The sequence below is a fragment of the Streptomyces sp. NPDC014891 genome (genome assembly GCF_043081085.1).
Taxonomy (GTDB): domain Bacteria; phylum Actinomycetota; class Actinomycetes; order Streptomycetales; family Streptomycetaceae; genus Streptomyces.
In genome coordinates this window covers 39,812-62,207 of the sequence record NZ_JBIBWF010000012.1, presented here as the reverse complement: position 1 = coordinate 62,207, position 22,396 = coordinate 39,812, and the positions used below count along the sequence as shown (strand labels likewise).

The 22,396-nt window shown below is 74.7% G+C and carries 18 protein-coding genes; 14 read left to right on the top strand and 4 right to left on the bottom strand.

The genetic code is table 11. From position 1 onward, the window contains the following. Positions 1–23 precede the first annotated feature (23 nt). Positions 24–1,025 (bottom strand): M56 family metallopeptidase, encoded by a 1,002-nt coding sequence (locus ACF09E_RS29810; protein ID WP_392208572.1) that lies wholly within the window; start codon positions 1,023–1,025, stop codon positions 24–26. Positions 1,026–1,030: 5 nt separating this feature from the next. Then, complete coding sequence (locus ACF09E_RS29805) at positions 1,031–1,432, bottom strand: BlaI/MecI/CopY family transcriptional regulator (RefSeq protein WP_388803427.1); 402 nt, start codon at positions 1,430–1,432, stop codon at positions 1,031–1,033. Positions 1,433–1,676: 244 nt separating this feature from the next. Here ACF09E_RS29805 and ACF09E_RS29800 point away from each other — a divergent pair, with 244 nt between their 5' ends. Next, on the top strand, positions 1,677–2,627 hold the full coding sequence (locus ACF09E_RS29800; RefSeq protein WP_392208570.1) for a HAMP domain-containing sensor histidine kinase: 951 nt from the start codon (positions 1,677–1,679) through the stop codon (positions 2,625–2,627). Beyond that, positions 2,624–3,310, top strand: coding sequence for a response regulator (locus ACF09E_RS29795; RefSeq protein ID WP_392208568.1), 687 nt, complete (start codon positions 2,624–2,626; stop codon positions 3,308–3,310). Before ACF09E_RS29800 ends, ACF09E_RS29795 begins: the two co-directional genes overlap by 4 nt. Positions 3,311–3,370: 60 nt before the next feature. Here the strand turns inward: ACF09E_RS29795 and ACF09E_RS29790 are convergent, their stop codons facing one another. Next, on the bottom strand, positions 3,371–6,433 hold the full coding sequence (locus tag ACF09E_RS29790) for a LuxR C-terminal-related transcriptional regulator (RefSeq protein WP_392208566.1): 3,063 nt from the start codon (positions 6,431–6,433) through the stop codon (positions 3,371–3,373). A gap of 468 nt (positions 6,434–6,901) precedes the next feature. Between ACF09E_RS29790 and ACF09E_RS29785 the strand changes: the two genes are divergently transcribed. The 9 genes from ACF09E_RS29785 to ACF09E_RS29745 all read left to right on the top strand — a co-directional run bounded on the left by ACF09E_RS29785 (position 6,902) and on the right by ACF09E_RS29745 (position 15,675). Then, the gene (locus ACF09E_RS29785; RefSeq protein ID WP_392208564.1) at positions 6,902–7,387 is read left to right on the top strand and encodes a hypothetical protein; all 486 of its coding nucleotides are present in this window, start codon (positions 6,902–6,904) and stop codon (positions 7,385–7,387) included. After that, positions 7,384–8,244 (top strand): thioesterase II family protein, encoded by an 861-nt coding sequence (locus tag ACF09E_RS29780; protein WP_392208562.1) that lies wholly within the window; start codon positions 7,384–7,386, stop codon positions 8,242–8,244. The genes ACF09E_RS29785 and ACF09E_RS29780 overlap by 4 nt, the downstream gene beginning before the upstream one ends. Next, a complete protein-coding gene (locus ACF09E_RS29775; RefSeq protein WP_392208560.1) occupies positions 8,241–9,305 on the top strand; it encodes a class I SAM-dependent methyltransferase in 1,065 nt (354 codons plus the stop codon). Before ACF09E_RS29780 ends, ACF09E_RS29775 begins: the two co-directional genes overlap by 4 nt. Before the next feature lie 385 nt (positions 9,306–9,690). After that, a complete protein-coding gene (locus ACF09E_RS29770; RefSeq protein ID WP_392208558.1) occupies positions 9,691–10,545 on the top strand; it encodes a BTAD domain-containing putative transcriptional regulator in 855 nt (284 codons plus the stop codon). 110 nt (positions 10,546–10,655) lie between these two features. Then, entirely contained in the window at positions 10,656–11,162 is a 507-nt protein-coding gene (locus ACF09E_RS29765; RefSeq protein WP_392208556.1) for a group II truncated hemoglobin, read from the top strand. A gap of 373 nt (positions 11,163–11,535) precedes the next feature. Next, complete coding sequence (locus tag ACF09E_RS29760; protein ID WP_392208554.1) at positions 11,536–12,801, top strand: Cmx/CmrA family chloramphenicol efflux MFS transporter; 1,266 nt, start codon at positions 11,536–11,538, stop codon at positions 12,799–12,801. An 83-nt stretch (positions 12,802–12,884) separates the two neighbouring features. Continuing rightward, positions 12,885–13,634, top strand: coding sequence for a methyltransferase (locus ACF09E_RS29755; protein ID WP_392208551.1), 750 nt, complete (start codon positions 12,885–12,887; stop codon positions 13,632–13,634). Between the two features lie 111 nt (positions 13,635–13,745). Then, positions 13,746–15,209: an NAD(P)/FAD-dependent oxidoreductase gene (locus tag ACF09E_RS29750; RefSeq protein WP_392208549.1), complete on the top strand. Its 1,464-nt coding sequence runs from the start codon at positions 13,746–13,748 to the stop codon at positions 15,207–15,209. A gap of 58 nt (positions 15,210–15,267) precedes the next feature. Beyond that, a complete protein-coding gene (locus ACF09E_RS29745; protein WP_073906487.1) occupies positions 15,268–15,675 on the top strand; it encodes a RidA family protein in 408 nt (135 codons plus the stop codon). Positions 15,676–15,818: 143 nt separating this feature from the next. On the opposite strand, the gene ACF09E_RS29740 is transcribed toward ACF09E_RS29745, so the two are convergent. After that, on the bottom strand, positions 15,819–16,412 hold the full coding sequence (locus ACF09E_RS29740) for a flavoprotein (RefSeq protein WP_392208547.1): 594 nt from the start codon (positions 16,410–16,412) through the stop codon (positions 15,819–15,821). Positions 16,413–16,647: 235 nt separating this feature from the next. Here ACF09E_RS29740 and ACF09E_RS29735 point away from each other — a divergent pair, with 235 nt between their 5' ends. The 3 genes from ACF09E_RS29735 to ACF09E_RS29725 are packed head-to-tail and all read left to right on the top strand — an operon-like array spanning position 16,648 to position 22,396. Continuing rightward, on the top strand, positions 16,648–20,007 hold the full coding sequence (locus ACF09E_RS29735; protein WP_392208545.1) for an amino acid adenylation domain-containing protein: 3,360 nt from the start codon (positions 16,648–16,650) through the stop codon (positions 20,005–20,007). Next, positions 20,004–21,644 carry a GMC family oxidoreductase gene (locus tag ACF09E_RS29730; protein ID WP_392208543.1) on the top strand — a complete coding sequence of 547 codons (1,641 nt, stop codon included), beginning with the start codon at positions 20,004–20,006 and terminating at the stop codon, positions 21,642–21,644. The genes ACF09E_RS29735 and ACF09E_RS29730 overlap by 4 nt, the downstream gene beginning before the upstream one ends. After that, a complete protein-coding gene (locus tag ACF09E_RS29725) occupies positions 21,641–22,396 on the top strand; it encodes a thioesterase II family protein (protein WP_392208541.1) in 756 nt (251 codons plus the stop codon). The genes ACF09E_RS29730 and ACF09E_RS29725 overlap by 4 nt, the downstream gene beginning before the upstream one ends.

Sequence of the window (22,396 nt, the reverse complement as noted above, 5' to 3'; positions counted from 1 at the left end):
CTCGGGTACGGGCGCGCCGCCGGTCACATCGGCGCGGCGGCGGCGCGCAGCACCAGGAAGAGCGTGACCGCCGAGTTCGCCGAGGACAGCGCCGACGCCGTGGCCCCGCAGGCGGCGCACCAGACCGCGAGGCCCACGGCCGTGCCCGCCGGCGGCCACGCGCGCCCCGCGGGCGCCGGCCGCATCAGCGCCGCCACCCGCCGGGGCACCGGACCGGCGTCCCCGCCGGTCAGGGCGGGGAGCCCGGCGGCCGGCGGGCGCGGCGCGAGGAGCGCGGCCTTGCCGATCGCCCGGGCGACGGAGCGGCGGCTGCCGACCTCGGCGGCCGCCTCCTCGTCGGCCCAGCGCTCGGCCGTGTAGGAGACGGCGGTGCGCAGCGGCCGCAGGAACGGGTTGGCGCGCGCCGCGAGATGGACCGTCAGGAGGTGCCGGTGGTGGCGCCCGGCCAGATGGGCCCGCTCGTGCGCGAAGAGGGCCCGTCGCTCGGCGGGCGCGAGGCCCGCGAGCATCCCGGTGCTGACCACCACGCGACCGTGGCCCCGGACCTCACCCGCGCGGCCCCGGACCTCACCGCCGGCGCGGCGGCGGCCGCGCGGTCCGCCGCCCGGTACGGCGTACGCGTACGGGGTGCGGTCCGGCAGGACGGCGACGGGCGTCCGCGGAAGGCCGGCGAGGGCCGCCACGACCCGGCGCCGGACCCGCACCTGGCGCCAGGCCGCCACGGCGCACGAGACGAGGACGGCGAGCAGCGCGGGGATGGCCGCGCGGCCGGCGATCTCGTCGTACGGGAGGGCGGCGCGCACATCGGGGTCGGACCAGCTGTCCGGGAGCGGGTTGCCGGGGAGCTGCGCGGTGCCCACGATCATGAGCAGGCCGAGGCAGAGGGTGCTGCACACGGCGGAGACACCGGCGACGGCGGCCAGCAGGCGCGTCGCGGTGCGGGGGTGGAGCCGCTGCTCGGCCAGCCGGGCGACCGGCCAGGCGGTGAGCGGAAGGACCAGGGGAAGGAAGACGAAGACTCCCATGGCGGCTAGCCTTCCTCCTCCTCTGCGGCCTTGGCGAGCAGTTCACGAAGGAGTCGCTCTTCGTTCGGCGAGAGGCCCGTCACGAAGCTGGCGAGGACGGCCTGCCGGTCCGCCTCCGCGTCGAGCACCTTGCGCATCCGCAGGGCGGCGAGACCGGCCTCGTCGGCGACCGCGGTCCACCGGAACGACCGGCCGTCGCGCTCGCGTTCGACGGCGCCCTTCGCCCGCAGGCGGGTGAGGATGGTGATGACGGTGGTGTAGGCGAGGCCGCCGCCGAGGCGCTCCCGCACCCAGGCCACGGGCACCGGCTCGGACGCCTCACGCAGCACGGCGAGCACCTGGGACTCCAGCTCGCCCTGCCCGCGCCGGCGCGCGGAGGGCTCCGCTCCGCCCTCGTCCCGCTCCACCACGACGCCCTCCTCCACGTAGGAACAGCAGCCCATCGTACTGAACGGCCCGGCCGCCCCGGGGAGTCGGCGGGGCGTCGGCACCCATGTCGCCCGGAGGGCCGCGACGCCGGCACCCGGAGGGCCCCGGCATGGGTGCCGGCACGGATGGACAAGACGCCGGAAACTGGTCAGGATGAGGCGGGAACATGGCTCCCGTCGCAGGTCAGGGGCTCGGAGCAGGCAAGGGAGAGAGTCGCGAGACATGTCGCTGTACTGGCGCATCTTCCTCCTGAACGCCTCGGTGCTCATCGTCGCCGTCCTCCTGCTGCTGGGCCCGGTGACGGTCTCCACGCCCGTCCTCGCGGGTGAGGCGATCGTGCTCGTGGCGGGCCTGGTCGCGATGCTCGTCGCGAACGCCCTGCTGCTCCGTCTCGGCCTGGCGCCGCTCCAGCGCCTCACCCGCGCGATGCGGACGGCGGACCTGCTGCGGCCCGGGCGGCGGGCGGAGGTGGCGGGGCGCGGCGAGCTCGCCGACCTGACGCGCACCTACAACACGATGCTCGACCGGCTGGAGGCCGAGCGCGCCGCGAGCACCGCACGGGCCCTCTCGGCGCAGGAGGAGGAGCGGCGGCGGATCGCCCAGGAGCTGCACGACGAGGTGGGGCAGACCCTCACGGCGGTGCTGCTCCAGCTGCGGCACGCCGCGAACCACGCCCCGGACGAGCTGCGCCCGGAGCTCCACCAGGCCCAGGAGACCACCCGGGCGAGCCTGGACGAGATCCGCCGCATCGCGCGCCGGCTGCGGCCCGGAGTGCTGGAGGAGCTGGGCCTGCACAGTGCGCTCAGGTCCCTGGCCTCGGAGTTCTCCACGCCGGGTCTCACAGTGCGGTCCCACATCGAGGCGGGCCTCCCGAAGCTCGACCACGAGACGGAACTGGTCCTCTACCGCGTGGCGCAGGAGGGCCTGACCAACACGGCCCGGCACGCGGGCGCGACCCGCGTCGACCTCCGCCTCGGCCTGCTGCCCCACCGCGGGGTCGGCCTCCTGGTCAAGGACGACGGCCGCGGGATCGGGCGCGCGCCGGAGGGCGCGGGCCTCAGCGGCATGCGGGAGCGCGCCCTGCTGATCGGCGCGCGGCTGACGATCCGCGACGGCGAAGGCGGCGGCACGGAAGTCCACTTGAGCACACCGAGCGGTAAGGCGACGCGATGACGGCCCCCACCCCTCCCCCGGCCCCGGAACCCCCCTCCCCCACCCGGATCCTCCTCGCGGACGACCACGCGCTGGTCCGCGGCGGAGTGCGCCTGATCCTGGACGCGGAGCCGGACCTGACGGTCGTCGCGGAGGCGGCGGACGGCGCGGAGGCGGTGGCGCTGGCCCGCTCCGAAGCCGTCGACCTGGCGGTCCTGGACATCTCGATGCCCCGCATGACCGGGCTCCAGGCCGCGCGTGAACTCAGCCGCCTCCGGCCGGAGCTGAGGATCCTCATCCTCACCATGTACGACAACGAGCAGTACTTCTTCGAGGCCCTGAAGGCGGGTGCGAGCGGCTACGTCCTGAAGTCGGTGGCGGACCGCGACCTGGTGGAGGCGTGCCGGGCCGCGGTGCGCGACGAGCCCTTCATCTACCCGGGCGCGGAGACGGCCCTCATCCGCACCTACCTCGACCGCGCCGAGCAGGGCAGGCCGCTGCCGGACAAGGCCGTCACGGAGCGCGAGGAGGAGATCCTCAAGCTGGTCGCGGAGGGCCACAGCTCCAAGGAGATCGGCGACCTCCTCGTCATCAGCCCGAAGACGGTGGAACGCCACCGCGCCAACCTCCTCCAGAAGCTGGGCATGCGGGACCGCCTGGAGCTGACCCGGTACGCCATCCGGGTCGGGCTGATCGAACCCTAGGGGGTGTCGACGGACCCGCCCCGCCGGCCGGGCTCGCGGCCCGGCCCGGCGGGGTGCTCCTCAGGGGTTGGCCGTCAGCGCGGTCCGGGGCTGGTAGAGCAGGACCGGGGCCGGATCCGGGGGATCGTCGGCCGGGAAGAAGCGCGCCAGCTCGTGGCGGCCGCTGATGCGTAACTTCCGGTACGAGTGCGTGAGATGGGACTCGACGTTCCGCAGGCTCACCTGGAGCAGCCGCGCGATGTCGCGGTTGCTCAGACCCCGGGCGGCCAGTTCGGACACCTGGCGTTCCGTGGGGGTGAGCAGCGACTCCGCCGAGTCCTTGCGCGGGTCGGGGCGGCCGCCCGCGTCCCGCAGCTCCCGCTGCACCGCCTCCACCAGGCCGTCGGCGCCGAGCGAGATGCCGACCTCGTTGGCGCGGTGGAGGAGCTCGCGGGACCGGCGGGGCGTGCCGCCCTGCCGGTGGGCGCGGCCCGCCGCGTACAGGGCGTGGGCGAACAGCAGCGGGTACGGGGTGGGTTCGAGGAGTTCCACGGCGCGGTCGGCGAGCCTCAGGGCCTCGCGGCCGGAGCCGGCCTCCGCCTCGGCGACCAGGGCCCGGCCGAGCGCGAAGGGAGCGCCCCAGCGTTCGGCGGAGGCGGTCTCCTCCTGGGCGGCGCGGCGGGCCGCGGTGACGTTGCGGCGGGCCAGCTGGAGGGCGGAGCGGGTGGAACGCCACGGGAGGACCGCCGGGTTGGTGATCCCGCGCCGGGCCAGCTCCTCCTCGCAGTGGGCGAGGAGGACCAGACCGCGCCGGGCCTCGCCGAGCCGGCCCAGGGCCCGTCCGGCGCTGTGCAGGAGGTGCAGCCGCCACCAGGTGACCGGCCGGTCGCCGGGCAGCGGCGGGGCGTCGTCGAGGAGGGCCCCGGCGGCGGCGACGTCGTCCCGTTCCAGGGCGACGTCGATGAGCACGCTGCGGGCGAGCGGTCCCACGTGGAACCGTCCGGCACGGATGCGGGTGAGCAGGTCGAGCGCCTCGCGGGCGTCGCTCTCGGCCCGGGCCAGCTGCCCGCGGTGCAGCTGCACCAGACCGCGTACGGCGAGGGCCTCGGCGATCCGGGTCGCGCGGCCGTCGGCGCGGGCGAGTCCGACCTCGGTGTCGATGTGCCGCCGGGCCTCCTCCGCGTCGCCCGCCCACAGTTGGGCGAGCAGGGCCTGGTACCAGCGGGCGGAGCCGTACGGGGCGCGGGGGACGGACAGCAGCCGGTCGGCGATCCGCCGCGCCGCGGACGCCGAGTCGCCGGTGGCCGTGCGCAGCAGCAGGACCCGGAGCAGCCGGTCCTCCTCGCCGGGGTGGTGGCGCCCGTGGAGGGGGTGGGACGGTTCGGCGCGGGGGTCGCCGCCGGGGGCGCGGTCCCCGGCCCGGTGGCCGTCGTCGCCGGGGTGTCCCCCGCCCGCGCCGGGCGCGCGGCCGCCGTCGTGGAACCGTACCTGCGCCACCGCCTCGCGGAGCCGGGCCGCGGCGGCCGGGCCGAGGGTGCCCTCCGTCTCGCGCCGCGCCTGTTCCAGGACCTCCAGGGCGCCCGCCGTGTCGTCCAGGCGCAGCCTGAGGTAGGAGAGCCGCAGGGCGTGCCGGAACCTTTCGGCGGGCGCGGTGACGGTGGAGGAGTGGGCGGTCAGGGCGCGGGCCGCGGCGGGCAGGTCGAGGCCGCTGAGGGCCTGGATCCGCAGGGCCTCCGCCCGCCGCTCGTGCCCCGCGGGGACGCCGTGCAGCACGGCCTTCTCGATGAGCCGGCGGGCGCCCGCCGGATCGTGCTCGACCACGCCCTGGGCCACCTCCATGAGCAGCTGCGCCATCCAGGGTTCGTCCAGGCGGTGGGAGCGCAGCAGATGGGCGGCGACGTCCTCGCTCGGGTCGCCGCGGTAGCGCATCCTGCGGGCGGCGAGCCGGTGCAGTTCGGCGCGCTCGGCGCAGGGGATGTCCTGGTAGAGGAGTCCGGCGAGCAGGGGGTGGCGGAACTTCATGTCGTGGGGACAGAGCAGTCCCGACTCGGTGAGTCTGCTGATACATCGACACGCGTCCTCGGTGGGGACGCCGCAGAGGTCCGCGAGGAGGGCGGCGTCCACCGGGCCGCGCAGGATGCTGGCGGCGCGGGCGATGTCCAGTCCGTGCGGGTCGATCCGCCGCAGCATGCACAGGATGCGCTCCTTGACGGCCTGGAGTCCCAGTCGCTCGTCCGGCGGGGCGCCCGGGGCCCGGCCGGCGCGCCCTTCGGCCGGGTGCGCGGGCAGGGCGGGGTAGCCGGGGTGTGCGGAGAAGGCCGGGTATCCGGGGGCCGTCTGCGGCGCGGGCCGGCCGGCCCCGCCATGGGGACCGGCCGGCCCGGCGCCGTGGTCCGCGCCCGCGGGGACGAGGGGTCCGGAGCGGATCGCGGGCCCGGTCCGTATCTGCTCGGTCAGCAGGTAGGGGTTGCCGCCGGTCCCCGCGACGAGCGCGTCCACGGCCTCGTGGCCGTGGCCGTGGCCGCACAGGGAGGTGGCCAGGTCGAGGGCGGCGCTCGGGCTGAGGTCGCTCAGGTGGATGTGGCGGTCGGGGCGCAGCCCCTCCATGAACTCGACCAGCAGGTGCTGGTCGCTGGCCGGTTCGCCGCAGCGCTTGGTGGCCAGCAGGACGACGGGGAGGTTCTCCAGACGGCGGCTCAGGAAGCCGAGCCACAGCAGCGACGGGCAGTCGACGTGCTGGACGCTGTCGACGGTCAGCAGGATCGGGGTGCGCCGTGCCGCCCGGCCCACGCTCGCGCAGAGCTCCGCGAGGAGCGGGTAGTCGGGCTGGACCCGGCCGCCCTCGTGCGGCTCTCCGTAGGCGGCGAAGGTGCGGCCCCAGTCGTGGGCGGTGTCCGGCAGCGTCCCGAGCAGCTGGTGCACGACCCCGAGCGGGAAGCGCTGTTCCGCCGGTGACGCGGTGGCGGAGAGGACGAGCATCCCCTCGTCGCGGGCCGTCTCCTCGGCCCAGCGCAGCAGCGAGGTCTTGCCGGTGCCGATGATGCCCTCCAGCAGGGCCACGGCGCCCGCGCCCGCTCTCGCGGCGGCCAGTATCTCGATGATGGTCTTCGATTCCCCGCTCCTGCCGAACAGCTCCTTGGGCACCGCCCCACACCTCCCTGCCGAACAGTGGAATGACTCGGACGAGGTCGCCACTTCGGCAGGGGGAGGTCGAACGGAAAAGCTGTGGAGCCGACGCCGTCAAGGCCCTTTTCAGGTCATGGCCCGAAACGCCGCCGTCATACTGGAAATGCCTTCTTCAGACGACGTGGAGATCGATCGAAGTCCTCCACGCCGATCCCCCGAACACCGGTGAACGGCCCACACCTCCGAGGATCCCGACGCTAACACGGGGGCCGCCATATTTGTACAGCGGATCTCGTCGCACGGATTCCGGACGTATTCCTTCGGCCATTGCTTCGGTTCCACCGTATTGAGGGAAATGGGGGCCGCACGGGTACGGTCGGCACCCATGCACGGCGGTGACCAGTGAACGTCCCGGAATGCGGTGCCGCGCACGGCAGTTCACCACCGGCCAATTGGCGTGAATCTGATGGAGGGAGCGGTACCCGCGTGTCCGCGATGAGCGAGGAGCTCCGCACCGAACAGTTCGTCATGTCCCTGCGCGGAGTCGTGCCGTACGTGTACGAGCAGGCATGGCAGTCCGTCCTCGACGGCACCCCCCTGTCCCGCACCGCGCTCCACCGCGGCCCGGACGGCCTGCTGCGCCGCACGCTGCGGCCCGAGGTCCGCTTCCGGCTCCAGATCGTGGACTGGCGCGCCACCCGGGCCGCGGTGCAGGACGCCCGGCTCGCCGAACGCCTGGCCGGCGAGTGCGCGACCGGACTGCCCCTCGACCGGGCCCCGTTGATGTGCGCGACCCTGATCCGGCGCTCCGACCGCGACTGGACCTTCGCCTGGCGGTACGCCCGCGAGCTGATGGACCGGCAGGCGGGGCTGCGGATCCTGGAGGAGGCCGCGGACGCGTACGCGGTGCTGCTGCGCGGCGGCACCCCCCGGACCGCCGCCGCCCGCGCCCGGGGACCGGTGGCGCGATGAGCGGCGACCCGTCGGTGCGGCTCTTCTGCCTGCCCTTCGAGGGGGCCTCGGCGGGCGTCTACCTGCCCTGGGCCGAGGCGCTGGGGACCTCGGTGGTCGTCACCCCCGTCGAGCTGCCGGGGCGCGGCCGGCATCCCCGCACCCGTCCCTGCGGCCGGCTGGAGCCGCTGCTCGCCGAGATCATCCCGTACGTCGCCCGCATGCGGGACCGGCCGTTCGCCCTCTACGGGCACGGCTTCGGCGCCCTCCTCGCGTACGAGATCGCCGCCCGCCTGGAATGGGAGTACGACGCGGTGGCGGAGCGGCTGTACGTCTCCGGGGCCGGGGTCCCCCACCGGCGCGCCGCCCCCGAGCACGCCCTCGCGCAGCTGCCGGACGCCGAGCTGCTGCGGCGGCTCGGCCGGCGGGGCCGGATCCCCCCGGGCGCCCTCGACCCGCTGCGGGCGCCCCGGGTGCTGCCCGCGCTCCGCGCCGACCTCGCCGTCCTGGAGGCGTACCGGCGCGACCCGCGGCACGTCGTGCACTGCCCGGTCACCGCGATGGGCGGCAGCGAGGACCCGAGCGTCACCGGGGCCGACCTGGCCGGCTGGCGCCGCTGCACCCGGCGGCCCCTGCGGGTCGACACCGTCACCGGGGGCCACTACTTCCCGCTCACCGCCCGCTGGGAGCTGCTCGACACCTTCAGCCGGGACCTGATGCGCCCCCGGGTGCGCGCACCGCGGGCCGTCGGCGGCGGCCGTCCCCTCGTGCCGGCCGGTTCCGTTCCCCGTGGTCCGGCGGCCGGTCCCGGAACCGGCAACAAGAGTTGTCCGGTGTCCCCCGCGTCCCCATCCTGGCCCGCGGAGGTGACCGCATGACACCCACTCAGGACACCGGAGGCCCCGCCGGTGACGCCCTCGGCACCGCGGACAGGGCCGGGGGCGACGGCGCGGACGGAGCGGCACGCGCAGGGGGACACACAGGGGGACACGGAGACCGGCGCGCGGACGGGCCCACGGCGGGATCCGCCGGCGGGCCCGCGGAGGGGACCGCGGACCCGGCCGAGGACCAGGCCGGGCACCCGGCCGAGGACGAGACCGAGCAGGAGGCCGAGCTGCACGCCGGCTTCCTGGCCGAGGCCGTCCACTGGCTGCGGGGCCTGCTCGGCCCGGCGGACCGGGCCGGGACGGGCGTCCACCGGATCCTCGACATCGGCAGCGGCCCCGGTGTCGCCTCGCGCGCGCTGGCCGACGCCTTCCCGGAGGCGCGGGTCGTCGCCGTGGACCGGTCGGCCGCCATGCTCGCCCGGGCCCGCGCCCTGGCCGCCGAGCACGGACTGGCCGACCGGATCACCACGCGGCGGGCCGAACGGCCCGAGGAGTTCGCCCGGTCCGGCCCCGTCGACCTCATCTGGACCGGGAACGTCTGCCGCCACCTCGGCGACCAGCAGGCCGCCCTGCGGAGCATGGCCGCCGCACTGCGGCCCGGCGGACTGCTCGCCGTCGCCGAACGCGGTCTGCCACCGCGCTTCCTGCCGCGGGACATCGGCATCGGGCGGCCCGGACTCCAGGCGCGCCTGGACGCCGCGGCCGAGGAGCAGGTCACGGCCCGGCGGTCCCGGCTCCCCGGGGCGACCTCCGTGGTCGAGGACTGGCCCTGCATGCTGGCCTCGGCCGGGCTGGTCCCCGCCGGCACCCGCACCTTCCTCATCGAGTTCCCGGCCCCGCTCGACGTCCCGGTGCGGCGACACCTCCACGCCCGGCTGCGGGAACTGCTCGCCGGCCTCGGCGAGCGCCTCGACCTCGTCGACCGGCTCACCGTCGAGCAGCTCCTCGACGGGGACGCCTGCACCGGGGTCCTGTGGCGGCCCGACGCCTTCTACCTGACCGCCGTCACCGTGCACACCGCGCGTTTGTGCCGACCCCTCGCCGACCGCTGAATCCGGCCGGTGAATTCGTCACCTTGGCCACATCCGATCAGCGACGGAAAAGGAGAACGAATTAACTAAGGAGATTAGCAGCGCCCGTACTTCCGCAATGCCCCCGAAGCGCGCCCGCCCTCGGGGGCCTTCGGCATGTCCGGAATCCGCGCCCCTCCCGTAAGCCCCGTCCCACGGTCCCGGCGCGCCACCCGCACCCCTTGCCCGCGCTTACCGAACGCACCCGCACCAGGCCCGTAGGAACGCACCCCCGCAGATTCTTCGGTCAGCCCTACGGTCCCACCGTATTGAGGCCCTCACCCCCGCACTCCTACGTTCCTTCCCAGAACGGCCGATCCGGAAAGGAACCGATCCGGACGGCACCCGGGCGATGGACGGAGGACACGTGAGGATACGGATTCTCGGCCCGCTGCACGCCGAGACGGCCGGAGCCCCGGTCGTCCCTAGCGCGGCGAAGACACGGCAGATCATGGCGCTCCTGGCGCTCCACCCCGGCCACCCCGTCCCGGTGGCCGTCCTCAAGGAGGAACTCTGGGGCGCGCTGCCGCCGAGCAGCGCGCACAGCACCCTCCAGACCTACGTCCTCCGGCTGCGCCGGTCCCTGGCCGCCGCCCTCGGCGGGCCGTACGGCACGGAGGGGACGGGCGCGGGCAGTGGCGCCGCACGGGCACGGGCCCTGCTGGCCACCGGCCACGACGGCTACCTCCTGCGCGTCGCCGAGAGCGACGTCGACGCCTTCGCCTTCCAGCGCGCCGCGCAGGCCGGGCACAGCGCCTTCGCCGACGGCGACAGCGCCCGTGCCGCCCGGCTGCTGCGCGAGGCCCTCGCGCTGTGGAAGGGCCCGGCCCTGGTGGACGTACGGGCCGGGGCGGCGCTGCGGATCCACGCCGCCCGTCTCGAAGAGGCCCGGCTGCTCGCCACCGAACGCCGGCTCGACGCCGAACTGCGGCTCGGGCTGCACGGCGAGCTCCTCGCCGAGCTCGTCGAGCTGACCCGCCTCCACCCCGCCAACGAACGGCTCCACGCCCAGGCGATGGTGGCGTTCTACCGCGCCGGCCGCCAGTCCGAGGCGCTCCAGCTCTACCGGGGCCTGCGGCGGCGGCTCGTCGAGGAGCTGGGCCTGGAGCCCGCCCCGCGACTCCAGCGGCTGCACCAGGCGATGCTCTCGGTCGATCCGCGCCTGGACGCCCCCGCCCACGGCGGCCGGCCGACCCCGACCTTCGACCTCTACGCGGCCTGACCCCGACCCCTTCCCGCCCACACCTCCCCCGCCCGGCGCCCCGCTTCCCACCCGCGCCCCGGCCCCCTTCCCGCTCCCCACCGCAGCAGACACCCGAGAGAGGCGACACAGTGACGGACCCGGCCACGGACCAGGACCCGGCGCGGCACCAGGCCGCGCCCCCCGTACCCACCCTCTACGAATGGATCGGCGGCACCGAGGCGCTGGAGCGGCTCACCGAGGCGTTCTACGCGCGCGTCCGCAAGGACGAGATCCTCGCCCCGCTCTTCCGGCACATGGACGACGACCACCCCCAGCACGTCGCCACCTTCCTCGGCGAGGTGCTGGGCGGGCCGACGCACTACACCGAGCAGCACGGCGGCTACCCGCACATGGTCTCCCGCCACCGGGGCCGGGCCATCAAGCCGGAGCAGCGGGCCCGCTGGGTGGAGCTGATGCTGACGGCGATGGACGAGGTCGGGCTGCCCGAGGACGCCGAGTTCCGCTCGGCCTTCGTCGGCTACATCGAGTTCGGCTCGCGCCGCGCCATGGCCAACTCGCAGCCGGGCGTCGGCCCCGGCAGCCGCACCACCATCAAGAAGTGGGGCTGGGGCGAGGGCGTACCCGGTGACGAGTGACCCCGGGCCCGGCCTCCGGGGCGCCGGCCGGCGCGGCCCCCGGGGCGCCCGCCGGAACCGGCCCTCCCCCGGGCCCCCGCGCCGTCCCGGTATCGGCAACAAATGTTGTCCGCACGCGGAGCCCGGTTCCAGCATGGGGGCCACTGGTGATCACCACGATCCGGCGGACCGCCGAGGCCGGCAGACCGGCGCGCACCCGCCCTGATCCACCTGCCCGAACCGTCTCAACGAGGAGTCCGCTCATGCGTTTGGCCACCCCCGGGGCAGTGCGACGCGTCCCCCCGCACCCCGTCGCCGCCCCCCGCCCCACCGCCGTCCCGCACCCCGCCCCGACCCCGGCGACCGCCGGCACGCAGACGGGAGGCGGCCACCGATGAGCGTCCAGACCGAGCCCCAGGAAGCGGCCGCGCCCAAGGCCGGCGGACGGCTTCCGCTCGCCGTCTACCTGCTCGCGTTCAGCCTGTTCGCGATGGGCAGCGCCGAGTTCCTGCTCGCCGGCGTCCTCCCGGACATCGCCGACGACCTCGACATCTCCCTCTCCTCCGCGGGCGCCCTCATCTCGGCCTTCGCCATCGGCGTGGTGATCGGCGGGCCTCCGCTGGCCGTCCTGACCCTGCGCTGGCCGCGCCGGACGACCCTGGTGATCTCCCAGGCGGTGTTCGCCGCCGGCGTCGCCGTCGGTCTGCTGACCGACGACTTCACCGTGCTGCTGGTCACCCGCTTCCTGATCGGCCTCGCGTACGCCGGGTTCTGGGCCGTCGCCGCGGTCACCGCGATCTCCCTCGTCACCCCCGACCGCACCGCCCGGGCCTCCGGCGTCGTGGTCAGCGGCCTCAGCATCGCCATGGTCGCCGGCGGCCCGGCCGGCGCCTTCCTCAGCCACTTCACCGGCTGGCAGGGCGGGTTCTGGGCGGTGGTGGCGCTGACCGTGCTGAGCGCGGTCGCCACGATCGTCGCCGTGCCCGCGACCAAGGCGGCGCAGGAGCCCAGCGTGAAGCGCGAGCTGCGGACGATGCGGCAGCCGCAGCTGTGGGTGGTGTACGCCGCGACCCTGCTCAGCACCGCCGCGTACATGATCTCGTACAACTACCTCGCGGCCTTCCTCACGGACATCACCGGTGTCGACTCGGTGTGGGTGCCCGGCATCCTCGTCCTCTTCGGCATCGGGGCCTTCATCGGCCTCTCCATCGGCGGCCGGATCGCCGACGGACGCCCCCACCACGCCCTGCTCATCGGGGCCGGCGGGATCCTCGTCTGCTCGGTGCTGCTCGCGCTCCTCGCCGAGTACGCGGTGGCCGTCGTCCCGCTCGTCCTGCTCCTGGGCGTCGCCGGCTTCGTCCTCAACCCGGCGATCTACGGGCGGGTGTTCACCGTCGCGTCCGGCGCGCCAACGCTCGCCGGGGCGACCGCCGTCTCCATGTTCCAGCTCGGCATCAGCGTGGTCCCCGTCCTCGCGGGCGTGGCCCTCGGCGCCGGTGCCGGCCTCACCTCGATCCCGTGGCTGGGCGCGGGACTGGCCGTCCTCACCATCCCGGTCGTCCTGGTCGAGCGCACGATGGCCCGCAACCGGGCCGCCCGCACCGCCGAGACCGCGAGCGCCCCGGCGGGCACGACCGCGCAGGCGGTCGCGGACAACTGACCACCGTCATGACACACCACCGGTAGCCGCGGAGAGCTCCGTCCCCCGGGACTCTCCGCCGGCTCCCCCACAGGGAGGACCTCATGGACAACGAGCTGGGCTACGAACTCGGCACCTGGGTCGTGACACAGATTCAGAGCCCCGACCGCCCCACGCAGTCGACCTTCTCGCTGCTCGGCAGGGAATGGGACCTGTTGCCCGAGGTGTTCCCGCCCTACACCGACCCCGGTCCCGGCCTGTTCGCGTCCTGGGTGCCGTACGAGCGGGGCACCCGCTTCCTGGAGCTGGGCTGCGGCGCCGGCATCGCGGCGGTGCTCGCGGCGCAGCACGGGGCCGCGCGGGTGCTCGCCACCGACATCAACCCGGCCGCCGTGGAGAACGCCCGGCGCAACGCCGAACGGCACGGAGTGGCCGACCGGTTCACCGCGCTGACCAGCGATCTCTTCGACGGGCTGGACGCCGACGAGCGGCTCGACACGGTCTTCTGGAACACCCCCTTCATCGAGGCGCCCGCCGACCGCCCGTACGCCGGGCACATCGAGCGCGCGGTCTTCGACCCCGGGTACGGCCTGGTGAACCGCTTCTTCCGGGACGTGGTCCGCCATCTGGCCCCCGACGGCCGGGTCTACCTGGGCACCAGCGAGGCCATGGGCAACCCCTTCAAGATGCTGCGTGCCGCCGACGAGGCCGGCTTCGAGGGCAAGCGCCTGCGGACCGAGTCCGTCGAGCTGCCCGCCGCCGACTTCGGCGACTCGCCCGTGGTCGCGGCGCACACCGACGAACGCGGCATCGTCCACATGGACTTCACCCTCTACGAGTTCCGGCGCCGCTGACCCGCGCCGCTCCCGCGCACCTTCCCCGCACCACGCACCAGCAGTTCCGACGCCATCGACCCACCCACACCCATCGGGGCGCCCTGCCGTGCCCCGGGAGATTGGACATTGATGAACGCCAACAGGAACGCAGACGCGGTCGGCACCGGCTTCGACACCGTCATCGCCGGTAACGGAGTCCTGGGACTGTCGCTCGCCTGGGTCCTGGCGCGACGCGGCCAGCGCGTCGCCGTGCTCGGCCAACCCCACCGGCCCTGGGCGGGATCGGCCGCGGCCGGCGCCATGCTCGGCTGTTTCGGCGAGGTCACCACCTCGCTGCTGGCCACCGAGCACGGTCGCCACAAGCTCGAACTCGGCATCAAGGCGACCGAGATGTGGGGTCCGTGGCTGGAGGAGCTGGAGGAGCAGACGGAGGGCGCGCCGGTCAGGACCGCCCAGGGGACCACCGTCGTCCTCAACACCATCGGCACCGCCGAGATCGACGATGCCAACTACAACGCCATCCAGGCCGAACTCACCCGCTACGAGGAGCCGTTCGAGAACGTCGAGCCGGCCGACCTCGACTGGGTCGACGCCGAGCCGATCTCCCGTCCGCTGAAGGCCTTCCACATACCCGGCGAGCACGCGGTGAACGCCGCCGCCCTCCTGGAGCGGCTCGAATCGGCCGCGGTCCGGGCCGGCGTCACCCTCGTCCCCGAGTTCGCCACCCGCGTCGAGTACCAGGGCGAGCGGGTCACCGGCGTCGTGCTCGCCTCCGGCCGCACGATCTCCGCCGACCACGTCACCCTGGCCGCCGGGGCACGCACCCAGGAACTCCTGGACAGCCTGCCCGTGGGCCCCCGCATCCCCCGGCTGGTCAGCGGCTACGGCGTCTCCTCGCTGATCAGGACGCAGGACGGCACCAGCCCGGACAGCGTCATCCGCACGCCGAACCGCTCCTTCGCGTGCGGCCTGCACGTGGTGCCCCGTGGCGACGGACACGTCTACGTCGGCGCGACCAACGTCATCGCCGTGGAGCCGCGCGACACCCCCGAGATGCGCGACCTGGTCTTCCTGCTCCAGTGCGCCCACCGCCAGGTCCGCCGCAACCTCTGGAACAGCGAGGTCACCAAGGTCCAGGTCGGCAACCGGCCGGTCTCCATGGACGGCTTCCCGCTGCTCGGCGACGGCGGCATGCGGGGCCTGACCATCATGACCGGCACCTACCGGGACGGCCTGCACCTGTCGCCGCTGCTCGCGCGGGACTTCGCCGCCCGCATCCTCGGCGAGGAGCCGCAGGCCGACCTCGACCGGTTCGCTCCGCTGAGGCAGCCGTACCGCACCGGCACGCGCGAGGAGATCGTGGACCTCCTCATCGACCACCAGATGGGCATCGGGTACGAGCAGGACTGGACGATCCCCGTCGAGTGGCACCAGTGGATCGAGATGGACCTGCGCCCGGCCACCCTCGCCTGGGCCGAGGAGCTCGACCCCGAGTTCACCCCGCCGGCCGAGCTCCTCTTCGCCTCCCGCTTCGACCCGGAACTGGTCAGCCTGCTGCGGAAGTACTACGCGACCTGCCGCGAGTACCGCTGACCACCGGCGCGTTCCCGCACCCGTCCACCGCGATCGGTCCCACCCGAAAGGACACTCCATGGCTGTCGAGAACATCGACCCGCCCAGCCTCACCAAGCCGTACGGCTGGCACCAGCTGGCCGTCGGCACCGGAAGCCGCGTCATCTTCCTGAGCGGCCAGACCCCGCGCACCGCGGACGGCGAGCCGGTCGGCACCGGCGACCTGGCGGCGCAGACCGAGCAGGTCTACCTGAACATCGCCGCCGGTCTGGAGGCGGCCGGGGCGAGCTTCGAGGACGTCGTGAAGCTGACGATCTACGCGAAGGACTGGTCGCTCGACAAGTGGGAGGCGGTCACCGCGGGCGCCGAGCGCGCGGCCGCCCGGATCGGCGCCGACGTCGTGAAGCCGACCACCCTGGTCGGGGTGGCCACCCTCGCCGAGCCCGACTTCCTCATCGAGATCGAGGCCACGGCGGTCGCCGAGTAGCCGCCCGCCGCGCCCCGTCCCCCGCGGGGCGCGGCGGTTCGGCAGCACGCGCAGGCACGGATCAGGGCCCCGCCGGTCACGGCGGGGCCCTGATGCGCGTCCGGGGCCCGGGGCCCGGACGTGGGGCCCCGGGGTCCCGGGCGTCAGGACAGCGTGTGCTGCTTGGCCAGGAGGTCCTCGATCACCGCCGCCACCGTCTCCGGCGCGGGCAGTGCCGGGTGGCGGCTGGCCGTCCCGGTGGTGGGGTCGAAACCGTCGTGCCACTCGGGCTCGTTGACGAGCCCGCCGTCCTCGCGGATCCGCGCGATGTTCCGCTGCACGGCCGGCTTGTGCCACATCTTCGCGCCCATCACCGGGAAGTGGACCACCGGGTAGTCCACCGACAGCGCGACCGTGAGGAGACGGTTCGGCGCGGCGCCGGCGGCGGCCGAGGCGAGCGTGTGGGCGGTGGACGGCAGCACCGCGAGGATGTCGTGGTCGGCGGCGAGCCGGGAGGGCTTGTCGGTCGGCCAGTCCGCCGGGGACTCCCCGCTCACCACCCTTTCGGCGAAGAGCGCGACGCTCTCCGGGGAAAGGAACGAGGTGGCCGTGTGGGTCATCAGAACGGTGAACGTGCTGCCCTCGATCTGTCGGCGCATCGCCTCGACGTAGGCGGGGAGCCTGGTCACCGCGATGGATCCGGTGGCACCGATGAGTATGCGTTTCCCGGTCGACTCCGGGGAGTTTCGAATTCCCATGGGCTGATGATGCCGCCGTCGTCCCGCCGCAGGTCAAGGGCGCCTTCGGGGGGTGACAGGGCGCGTCCAGAGCCGGTCCAGCGAAAGTCCGGCGGGCGTGCGGCGGCCCGGAAATCCTTCGGTCGTCCCTACGGTCCCACCGTATTGAGACCGTTTGGCCGCAGTCCCTAACGTCGCTTCTCGCAAGGGAATTCGAAAGCCCGGCAGGGCATCCGAGGAAAAGGGACGGACGACGATGGAGGATCTCTTCGCAAGGCTGCGCGGCGGTGCCGGTCACCCCCGCCTGGACGAGGACCGGCTCCTCGAACTCAAGCCGCGGCCGGAACACCGGCACGACCCCTTCCCGCTGACCGACATCCAGCAGGCGTACCTGATCGGCCGCCACAAGGGTCTGGAACTGGGCGGCATCTCCAGCCAGTACTACCTGGAGTTCGACTGTCCCGCGCTCGACCCGGACCGGCTCGCCGGCGCCCTGCACACCGTGATCACCCGCCACGAGGCCCTGCGCACGGTGGCCGGGACCGACCAGACCCAGCGCGTCGTCCCCGCGGCCGAGGTGGAGCCGTACGACATCCGTGTCACGGACCTGCGCGGGCGGTCCGAGGCGGAGAGGTCGGCCGCCCTGGAGCAGCTGCGCTCCGAACTGACCGGCCTGCTCATGCCCCTGGACCGGGCCCCGCTCCTCGACGTCCGCGCCACCCGGCTCGACGAGGACCGGATGCGCCTCCACGTCACCGCGGACCTGCTCTTCCTCGACATGCGCGGGCTCCACCGCCTCATGGACGAGTGGCGCCGATGTTACGACGACCCGGCGTGGCGGCCCGAACCGCCGGAGGTCTCCTTCCGCGACTACGTCCTCGCCCGGGAGGAGCTGCGCGGCGACGCCCTGGGGCGGGAGTCCGCCGCCTACTGGGCGGACCGCCTGGCCGACCTCCCGGGCGCGCCCGAACTCCCCCTGGCCGCCGCGCCGGAGCAGCTCGGCACCCCCGGCTTCGTACGGCACCGGGCGCAGCTCGCCCCCGCACGCTGGGCGGCGCTCCGGGCGGCGGCCGAGCGGCACGGCCTGACGGCGTCCGGAGTGCTGCTCGCCGCCTACGCGGAGGTGCTGCGCACCTGGTCGCGGCGGCAGGAGTTCACCCTGACCGTCACCCAGTTCCACCGGCTCGGCCTGCACCCGCGGATCGAGGACGTCATCGGGAACTTCCTCGACCCGAGCCTCCTGGCCGTCGGGGGCCGCCCCGAGGAGAGCTTCGTCCGGCGCGCCCGCGACCTGGAGCAGCGGCTCCTGGAGGACCTGGCACACCCGCACGGCGGGATCCGGGTGCTGCGCGACCTGGCCCGCCGCCGGGACGACGGCCGGGCGTCGCTGCCCGTGGTCTTCTCCAGCACGCTCGGGGCCGGCGGGAGCGGTGCGCCCGGCGCCGGACGCCTGGAGTCCTTCGGGCCGCTGGTCCACGACCACAGCCGTACGCCGCAGGTGTGGCTGGAGAACCAGATCCTGGAGCTCGACGGCCGGCTCTCGGTCAACTGGAACGCCGTCGAGGGCCTGTTCCCGGCCGGCACCCTGGAGGCCATGTTCGCGGCGTACACCACGCTGCTCGACCGCCTGACCGACGAGCCGGACCTCTGGGACGCCACCCGCGGCGTCGTGCCGCTGCCGGCCGCGCAGGCCGCGGAGCGCGACCGGGCCAACGCCACCGCCCAGGACATCCCCGCCGCGCTGCTCCACGAGCTGGTCGCCGAGTCGGCCCGCCGCAGCCCCGACGCGCCCGCGGTGATCACGCCCGGTGCGGAGACCACGTACCGGCAGCTCACCGAGTCCGCCCACCGGATCGCGCACCGGCTGCTCCGCTCCCCCGGCACCGCGCCTAACGAGATCGTCGCCGTGTCGATGCGGCCCGGCGCCGCGCAGTACGCCGCGCTGCTCGGCGTCCTGCACACCGGCGCCGCCTACGTCGCCATCGACCCCGAACTGCCCGAGGAGCGGCGGCTGCGGCTGCTCGACCGCTGCTCGGTGCGGGCCGTCGTGACCGACCCCGAGCTGCGCGCGTCGCTCGCCTGGCCGGACGGCGTGACCGTGCTGACCCCCGAGGACCCGGAGACGCTGGCCTGCCCGGAGTGGGCGCCCGGCACCCGGCAGGGGCCCGACGACCTCGCGTACGTCATCTTCACCTCGGGCTCCACCGGCGAGCCCAAGGGCGTGATGATCACCCACCGGAGCGCCGCCAACACCGTCCAGGACATCAACCGGCGCTTCGACGTCGGCCCCGACGACCGCACCATGGCGCTCGCCCCGGCCGGCTTCGACCTGTCCGTGTACGACCTGTTCGGCGTCCTCGGGGCCGGCGGGACCGTCGTCGTGCCCGACCCCGCGCGCGGCAACGACCTGGCGCACTGGTCCCAGCTCGTCGGCCGGTACGCGGTGACCATCTGGAACAGCGTGCCGGCGCCCATGCGGATGTGGATCGACGCCCTGGGCGAGGGCGCGGTGCCGCGCGGCTGCCGGCTCCGCCTCGCGCTGCTCAGCGGCGACTGGATCCCGGTCGACCTGCCGGCCCGCATCCGCGAGAAGCTCCCCGCGATGCGGGTGATCAGCCTCGGCGGCGCCACGGAGGGCTCGATCTGGTCGATCCACCACCCCGTCGAGACCGTCCGCCCGGAGTGGTCGAGCATCCCGTACGGCAAGCCGCTCGCCAACCAGACCATGCACGTCCTCAACCAGTGGCAGGAGCCGTCCCCCGTCGGCGTCACCGGCGAGATCCACATCGGCGGCACCGGCGTGGCCCAGGGCTACCTGGGGGACCCCGGGCGGACCGCGGAACGCTTCCCGGTCCACCCGGTCAGCGGGGAGCGGATCTACCGGACCGGCGACCTCGGCCGCTACCTGCCCGGCGGCGACATCGAGATCCTCGGCCGCGAGGACTTCCAGGTGAAGATCAACGGCTACCGCGTCGAACTCGGCGAGATCGAGGCCGCGCTGCTGCGCCGGCCCGACGTGCGCACCGCCCTGGTCACCGCGCCCGCCCACGCCCGGACCGGTCAGCGGCAGATCGCGGCGTACGTGGTGCCCGAGGCGGGCGCCGCACCCGACCCGGTCGAGCTGCGCGAGGCGCTGGCCGCGGTCCTGCCCGGCTACATGGTGCCCAGCCGCTTCCTCACGCTGGAGACCCTGCCGCTGACCACCAACGGCAAGATCGACCACAAGGCGCTGCCGACGCCGTGGAACGACGACACCGAGGCCGCCGGCGGCCGGGTCGCCCCGCGCAGCCGGATCGAGGAACGCCTCTTCGCGCTCTGGTCCCAGCAGCTCGGGCACGAGGACTTCGGCGTCGAGGAGGGCTTCTTCGACATCGGCGGCGACTCCCTGCACGCGGTCGGCCTGCTCACGGTGCTCCGCGCGGAGTTCGGCATCGAGGCCGACATGGAACAGGAGATGGTCGAGGGCCTCTTCATGAACGCCTCGATCTCGTCCTTCGCCGAACTGATCGCCCCGGCGGCGGAGTCGGCGCGACCCGCATCGGCCGCGCCGTCCACTCCGTCCACTCCGTCCACTCCGTCCACGCAGGCTCCGGCGACCGAGGAGTCCGCCGTATGACCACGACCCCGGCGGGCGCCCCGGACTCCGCCGTCGCCGAGTGGGACCACGTCGTCGTCGGCGGCGGCTCGGCCGGCGCACTCGTCGCCGCCCGGCTCGCCGCCCGCGACTCCGGCACCGTCCTCCTCCTGGAGGCCGGCCCCGACCAGCCGGTCCCCCGCGACCGCGCCCACCCGCTCGCCGACGCCGGCCGGCTGGTCCTCGCCGGGTTCAACTGGGACTACCGGGCCAACCTCCGCAGCAGCGGACGCCTGGAGGACCTCCTCAAGGGCGGCGACGGCACCGCGGACCCGGCCCGCGCCCTCTGGGAACGCTTCCCCTACCAGCTCGGCAAGGTCGTGGGCGGCGGCTCCGCCGTCAACGGGGCCATCGCCCTGCGCGGGCTGCCCCGCGACTTCGCCGACTGGGCGGCGCTGGGCAACCCCGACTGGTCCTGGGAGCGGGTGCTGCCCTTCTACCGGGCCATCGAGAACGACGCCGACCACCCCGGCTCCGCGGCGCACGGCGACGGCGGGCCGCTCCCGATCCGGCGGACCCCGCGCGAACGGGTCCACCCGCTGGACGCCGCCTTCTGGGAGGAGTGCGGCCGCCAGGGCGTGGCGGACCTTCCCGACCTCAACTCCGGGGAGGAGGCCGGGGTCGGCCCGATCCCCGGCAACACCGTCGACGGCGAGCGGATCGACGCCGCCACCGCCTTCCTCTCCGGCGTCCGCGAGCTGCCCCGGCTCCATGTACGCCCCGGAGTGCGGGTCACCCGGGTGCTGTTCGACCCGCGGGACCGCACCCGCGCCGTCGGCGTGGAGACCGAACGGGACGGACGGCTCGACACCCTCCGCGCCCGGAACGTGATCCTGGCCGCCGGTGCCGTCGGCACCCCCGCGATCCTCCAGCGCTCCGGCGTCGGCGACCCGGCCCTGCTCGGGGCCCTCGGCATCGACCCGGTGGCCGACCTGCCCGGGGTGGGCCGCGACCTCGTCGACCACCCGTCCGTCGTCATCTGGTCCCGGCCGGCCGACGGCGTGTGCACCCCCGGACTGCCCTGGCGCCAGGTGGCGGCCCGGATGAGCAGCGGCTTCGACGAGGACGTCGACATCCAGACGGGCCTCCTCAACAACGTGGAGAGCCACACCATCCCCGGCTTCGTCGACCGGCTGGGCTGGCCCCTGGTCGTCGGCATGTCGGTGATGCTGCTGCGCCCCCGCTCCCGCGGCCGGGTCTTCCTCGACAGCGCGGACCCGCTGGCCGCGCCCGTGATCGAACTCGGCCTCGGCACCGATCCCGAGGACGTCGAGCGCCTCTGCCACGGGGTCCGCAGGGCGTGGGGCTTCTTGCGCTCCCCCGGCCTGTCGGCCCGGTTGACGCGGACGCAGTTCTGGAGCGACCGGATGGTCGCCAACGACGGCGTGCTGCGCAGCGGGGTCCGTCACATCATGAACCCCGGCTGGCACGCCGCCGGTTCGTGCCGGATGGGCCCGGACTCCGATCCGTACGCCGTCGCCGACCAGGAGGGTCGGGTGCACGGCACCCGCGGCCTGCGGATCGTCGACGCCTCGCTCTTCCCGACGATCCCCAGCGCCCCCACCAACCTGACCACCCTGATGCTGGCCGAGAAGCTGGCCCGGAGCATGGAGGAATGACCGTGCACCCTGTCACGAGCCCTCCGGTGCGGCTCTACTGCTTCCCGCACGCGGGCGCGACCTCGCAGGTCTACCGCGGCTGGCAGCCGCTGGGCGAGCCCCGGCTGCGGATCCGGGGCGTGGACGCCCCCGGCCGCGGCGCGCGCCGCCAGGAGCGCAAGGCGGTCAACTACCACGGTCTGGTACGGGCCATGGCCGAGCAGGTGGCGGCCGACCTGCTGGCCGAGCGCGAGCGGTCCCCCGGACTGCGCTGGGCGACCTTCGGGCACAGCTTCGGTGCCACCATGAGCCTCGCGGTGGCCGAGCACGTCGCCCGGCAGACCGGGGTGAAGCCGGTCCGGTCGGTGCTGTCGGGGGCGGTCCCGCCCGCCCTCCAGCGGCCCGGTGCCCTGCTCGCCGCCGTCCCCGACGACGAGCTCCTCGCCCGCACCGCCGCCGACGGCGGGACCCCGCCGGCGGTCCTCGCCGAACCGACGATGAGCCGGATCCTGCTGCGGATGCTCCGCGAGGACGACTGCGTGCGGGCGGAGTTCGCCCGGGAGGCGGCGGGCCTGCGGGTGGACTTCCCGCTCACCCTGATCGCCGCGCGGGAGGACGTCCACGCCCCGCCGGAGCGGGTCTGGCCGTGGGACGCGCACAGCTCCGCGCCGGTCCGCCGGGTAGAGATCGAGGGCGGCCACTTCGCGGCCGTCCGGCATCCCGCGGAGACGCTGACGATCATCACCGACGACACCGGCCCCGGGGAGGACTGA

Coding starts and splice junctions, on each gene's coding strand:
- ACF09E_RS29725 (WP_392208541.1), top strand. CDS start 21,641: ATGACCGTGCACCCTGTCACGAGCCCTCCGGTGCGGCTCTACTGCTTC.
- ACF09E_RS29735 (WP_392208545.1), top strand. CDS start 16,648: ATGGAGGATCTCTTCGCAAGGCTGCGCGGCGGTGCCGGTCACCCCCGC.
- ACF09E_RS29745 (WP_073906487.1), top strand. CDS start 15,268: ATGGCTGTCGAGAACATCGACCCGCCCAGCCTCACCAAGCCGTACGGC.
- ACF09E_RS29750 (WP_392208549.1), top strand. CDS start 13,746: ATGAACGCCAACAGGAACGCAGACGCGGTCGGCACCGGCTTCGACACC.
- ACF09E_RS29730 (WP_392208543.1), top strand. CDS start 20,004: ATGACCACGACCCCGGCGGGCGCCCCGGACTCCGCCGTCGCCGAGTGG.
- ACF09E_RS29800 (WP_392208570.1), top strand. CDS start 1,677: ATGTCGCTGTACTGGCGCATCTTCCTCCTGAACGCCTCGGTGCTCATC.
- ACF09E_RS29795 (WP_392208568.1), top strand. CDS start 2,624: ATGACGGCCCCCACCCCTCCCCCGGCCCCGGAACCCCCCTCCCCCACC.
- ACF09E_RS29760 (WP_392208554.1), top strand. CDS start 11,536: ATGAGCGTCCAGACCGAGCCCCAGGAAGCGGCCGCGCCCAAGGCCGGC.
- ACF09E_RS29810 (WP_392208572.1), bottom strand. CDS start 1,025: ATGGGAGTCTTCGTCTTCCTTCCCCTGGTCCTTCCGCTCACCGCCTGG.
- ACF09E_RS29775 (WP_392208560.1), top strand. CDS start 8,241: ATGACACCCACTCAGGACACCGGAGGCCCCGCCGGTGACGCCCTCGGC.
- ACF09E_RS29780 (WP_392208562.1), top strand. CDS start 7,384: ATGAGCGGCGACCCGTCGGTGCGGCTCTTCTGCCTGCCCTTCGAGGGG.
- ACF09E_RS29755 (WP_392208551.1), top strand. CDS start 12,885: ATGGACAACGAGCTGGGCTACGAACTCGGCACCTGGGTCGTGACACAG.
- ACF09E_RS29740 (WP_392208547.1), bottom strand. CDS start 16,412: ATGGGAATTCGAAACTCCCCGGAGTCGACCGGGAAACGCATACTCATC.